The sequence below is a fragment of the uncultured Amaricoccus sp. genome (genome assembly GCF_937858865.1).
Taxonomy (GTDB): domain Bacteria; phylum Pseudomonadota; class Alphaproteobacteria; order Rhodobacterales; family Rhodobacteraceae; genus Amaricoccus.
In genome coordinates, this window is sequence record NZ_CALLYO010000367.1 from 1 (window position 1) to 4,580 (window position 4,580).

General features: G+C 70.2%; 4 protein-coding genes. All 4 read right to left on the reverse strand.

The genetic code is table 11. The features are described 5' to 3' along the window. A partial coding sequence (locus tag Q0112_RS10510; protein WP_297974927.1) for an L-serine ammonia-lyase occupies positions 1 to 1,212 on the reverse strand: 1,212 nt, incomplete at its 3' end. Positions 1,213 to 1,317: 105 nt separating this feature from the next. Next, entirely contained in the window at positions 1,318 to 2,586 is a 1,269-nt protein-coding gene (gene glyA / locus Q0112_RS10515; protein WP_297974930.1) for a serine hydroxymethyltransferase, read from the reverse strand. 17 nt (positions 2,587 to 2,603) lie between these two features. Continuing rightward, positions 2,604 to 3,113 carry a sarcosine oxidase subunit gamma gene (locus Q0112_RS10520; RefSeq protein WP_297974932.1) on the reverse strand — a complete coding sequence of 170 codons (510 nt, stop codon included), beginning with the start codon at positions 3,111 to 3,113 and terminating at the stop codon, positions 2,604 to 2,606. Between the two features lie 13 nt (positions 3,114 to 3,126). Continuing rightward, the coding region (locus Q0112_RS10525; RefSeq protein ID WP_297974934.1) for a glycine cleavage T C-terminal barrel domain-containing protein at positions 3,127 to 4,580 on the reverse strand (1,454 nt) is incomplete at its 5' end.

The window sequence follows — 4,580 nt, forward strand, 5'->3', positions numbered from 1 at the left end:
CTCGATGCAGGGGATCTGGACGAGGCCCTTCACCGGGTCGCAGGTCATGCCGAGGTGGTGCTCGAGCGCGATCTCGGCGGCGTTCTCGACCTGGGCGTTGCTGCCGCCGAGGGCGGCCGAGAGGCCGGCGGCGGCCATGGCGGCGGCGGAGCCGACCTCGCCCTGGCAGCCGACCTCGGCGCCGGAGATCGAGGCGTTGGTCTTGATGATGCCGCCGACGGCGGCGGCGGTGAGCAGGAACTCGCGGATGCCGCCGGTGGTCGCGCCGACGCAGTGGTCGCGGTAGTAGCGGAGGACGGCGGGGACGACGCCGGCGGCGCCGTTGGTGGGGGCGGTGACGACCTGGCCGCCGGCGGCGTTCTCCTCGTTGACGGCCATGGCGTAGACCGAGAGCCAGTCGTTGGCGACGTGGGGCTGCGCTATGTTGTTGCCGCGCTCGGCGAGGAGCGCCTCGTGAATGGCCTTCGCGCGGCGGCGGACCTTGAGGCCGCCCGGCAAGGTTCCGTCGGCGGCGAGGCCGCGGTCGATGCAGGCGTTCATCACCTGCCAGAGCCGGTCGAGGCCAGTGTCGAGTGGGCCGAGGCCGCCGGCGGTCTCGTTGGCGCGCTTCATCGCGGCGATGGAGAGGCCGGACGCTTCGCCCATGGCTAGCATTTCGGCGGCGTTGGCGAACGGGTGGGGGCGGTCGACCTTGGCGTCGTCGCCCTTCATAGCCTCCGTCTTCATCTGGCGCTCGGTCAGCACGAAGCCGCCGCCGATCGAGTAGTAGGTCTCGGTCAGGTGCAGATTGCCGGCAGCGTCGAAGGCCTTGAGCACCATACCGTTGGCGTGGCCGGGGAGCGGCGGACCGTAGTCGAAGACGACGCCCTTGTCGGAGTCGAAGGCGAGCGAGCCGATGCCGGGGACCTCGATGGAACCGGTCTCGACGAGCGCTGCCAGCCGGCGCTCGGCCTCGGCGGGATCAAGGGTGTCGGGTACGAAGCCGAGGAGGCCGAGGATGACTGCGCGGTCGGTAGCGTGGCCTTTGCCGGTGAAGGCTAGGCTGCCGTGGAGCGACGCCTCGAGCCGGGCCGGCGCACCGGAGCCGGGGACACGGTCGGCGCCCGAGCGCAGGGCGTCGAGGAAGCGGGCGGCGGCGAGCATCGGCCCCATGGTGTGGGAGCTCGAGGGGCCGACGCCGATCTTGAAGATGTCGAAGACGCTGAGGAACATGGCCGCCTCCGGAGCGCGGAGCGGGCACGCGTGCCCGCTCCGACATCCTGTTGAATTGGAAAGCACTTCCGCACGGCGTTAACCGTGCGGAAAGCAAGGTTAAGCTCAGTCGGCATAGATCGGGTAGGCGTCGGTGAGCTTCTTCACCTCGGCCATCACCTCGGCCTCGACCGCCGCGTCACCCTCCGCGCCCGAAGCGGCGAGAGCGTCGACGACCTTCAGCACCAGCTCGCCCACCTTCGCGAACTCCGCCTCGCCGAAGCCGCGGGTTGTGCCGGCGGAGGAGCCGAGGCGCACGCCTGATGTGACGAAGGGCTTCTCCGGGTCGAAGGGGATGGCGTTCTTGTTGCAGGTGAGGCCGGCCCGCTCGAGCGCCCGCTCGGCGTCGCGGCCCTTCACGCCCTTCGGGCGCAGGTCGACCAGAACCATGTGGCAGTCGGTGCCGCCGGAGACGATATCGAGCCCGCCCTTCTGCAGCGTGTCGGCGAGGGTGCGGGCGTTGGCGATGACGCGGGCGGCGTAGTCCTTGAACTCCGGGCGCAGCGCCTCGCCGAAGGCGACGGCCTTGGCGGCAATGACGTGCATCAGCGGGCCGCCCTGGTTGCCGGGGAAGACGGCGGAGTTGAGCTTCTTCGCCAGCGCCTCGTCGTTGGTCAGGATGATGCCGCCGCGCGGGCCGCGCAGCGTCTTGTGCGTGGTCGAGGTGACGACGTGGGCGTGTGGCACCGGATTCGGGTAGAGCCCGGCGGCGATCAGGCCGGCATAGTGTGCCATGTCGACCATGAGGTAGGCACCGACCTCGTCGGCGATCTTGCGGAAGCCCTCGAAGTCGATGGCGCGCGGGTAGGCCGAGGCGCCGGCGAGGATCAGCTTCGGGCGGGTTTCCAGCGCGCGCTCGCGGACCACGCCCATGTCGATCAGCTGGTCCTGCTCGCGCACCTGGTAGTCGACGACGTCGAACCACTTGCCGGACATGGTGACGGGCGAGCCGTGGGTCAGGTGGCCGCCGTGGGCGAGCGACATGCCCATGAACCGGTCGCCGGGCTGCAGGAGCGCGAGGAACACGGCCTGGTTGGCTTGCGCGCCCGAATGCGGCTGGACGTTGGCATAGGCGGCTCCGAACAGCTCCTTGACGCGGTCGATGGCGATGGTCTCGACCTCGTCGACGAACTCGCAGCCGCCGTAGTAGCGCTTGCCGGGGTAGCCCTCGGCGTACTTGTTGGTCAGCACCGAGCCCTGGGCGATCAGCACGTCGCGGGACACGATGTTCTCGGACGCGATGAGTTCGATCTGGTGCTGTTGGCGGCCGAGCTCGCGGCCGATGGCGGCAGCGATCGCGTCGTCGGAGAGGCGGGAGGCGTCGGTGTCGAGCATGGGAGTTCCTTCTGGTCTCAGAGGCCGGCGGCGAGTTCGCGGGCGGCGATGTCGAGGAGGGCGCGGACGTGGGGCGCCAACGAGCGCCAGACGGTCAGGTGGAAGCGGTTGTCGGCTTCGCGGGTCAGGACGACCTGGGCGGTATCGAAGACGGTGCGGGCGCCGGAGCCTGTCGGCATGCGCGCGAGATCGCGCGGGCAGCCGGTGGCGAGGAGGTCGAGGACCGCCGGGCCTTCCAGCCGGTAGGTCAGCTCACGGTCGGAGACCTCCACGGCGCTGTTCGCCGCCGCGATGCCCGCGAGCGCGCCGAGCAGGGCGGCGCGGTCGGCCTCGGGCGCCTCGATCAGCCACTCGTCGGGGCCGAGGCAGAGGGCGGTGCGGCCGCCCTCGGCGCTGCGGGTGCCGATCTTCGCCGGGAGGGCGAGGCCGGTCGCCGCGGCCGGGTCGGCGAGGCGGAGCACAATGCGGGTGGTCGGCGCGAGCTCGGTAATCGTGACGCCGGCAGCGAGGGGGGACATGGCGTTCATGGCTCTCTCCATCTCAGGCGCTGATACGGGTGTTCTCGGGGTCGAGGAAGACGGTGCTCTTGAGGACCTTCGCGGTGATCGTGCGATCGGGCATCGGGATGTGCAGCGTCTGCCCGTCCCGCCCGCGGCCGTCGGCGACGACCGCCATCGCGATTGACCGGCCGAGGGCGTCGCTCCAGTAGGACGAGGTGACGTGACCGAGCATGGTCATCGGCTTCGGCTGGCTCGGATCGGCGACGATCTGGGCGCCCTCCTGAAGCACGGTCTTGGGGTCGTCGGTCAGCAGGCCGACCAGCTGCTTGCGCCCCTTCGCCGCCATGTCGGGACGGACCAGCGAGCGCTTGCCGACGAAGTCGGGCTTGGCCTTGCCGATCGCCCAGGTGAGGCCGGCGTCGTCGGGTGTCAGGGTGCCGTCGGTGTCCTGTCCGACGATGATGTAGCCCTTCTCGGCACGCATTACGTGCATCGCTTCGGTGCCGTAGGGGGTGATGTCGTAGGTCTTGCCGGCCCCGTACAGCTTCTCCCAGAGGGCGCGGCCGTGGCGGGCCGGGACGTTGACCTCGAAGCCGAGCTCGCCGGTGAAGGAGACGCGGAAGAGCCGGGCGGGGAAGCCGGCGACCGTGCACTCGGCGACCGCCATGTGCGGGAACGCCTCGGCCGAGATGTCGAGGCCCTCGACGAAGGGCTCGAGGAGCTTGCGCGCGTTCGGGCCCTGCAGCGCGACCACGGCCCACTGCTCGGTGGTCGAGGTGAGCCAGACCTTCAGGTCCGGCCACTCGGTCTGCAGGTAGTCCTCCATCATGTTCAGGACGCGCGCGGCGCCGCCGGTCGTCGTGGTGACGTGGAAGCGGTCCTCGGCGATGCGGCCGATGACGCCGTCGTCGCGGATGAAGCCGTCCTCGCCGAGCAGCAGGCCATAGCGGCAGCGGCCGACGCCGAGCTTCGCCCAGGGATTGGTGTACATCCGCTCCATGAAGGTCACGGCATCCGGGCCGACGACCTCGATCTTGCCGAGCGTCGAGGCGTCGAAGATGCCGACCGAGGCGCGCGCGCCGCGGCACTCGCGGGAGACGGCGGCATGCATGTCCTCGGCCCCGCGAGGGAAGTACCAGGCGCGACGCCAGAGCGAGACCGGCTCGAAGACCGCGCCGTTCGACTCGGCCCACGGGTCGATCGGTGTCTTGCGGGTGACCTCGAAGGTCGCGTCCTTGTGGTAGCCGGCGAAGGTGCCGAAGGTCGTCGGGCTGTAGGGCGGCCGGAAAGTGGTGAGGCCGACCTGCGGCGGCGCCTTGCCGAGCGCGTCCGAGGCGATCATCAGGCCGTTGACGTTCGACATCTTGCCCTGGTCGGTGGCCATGCCGTTGGTGGTGTAGCGCTTGACGTGCTCGATCGAGCGCATGCCCTCGCGGACGGCGAGGCGGATGTCCTTGGCGGTGACGTCGTTCTGGAAGTCGATGAAGGCCTTGG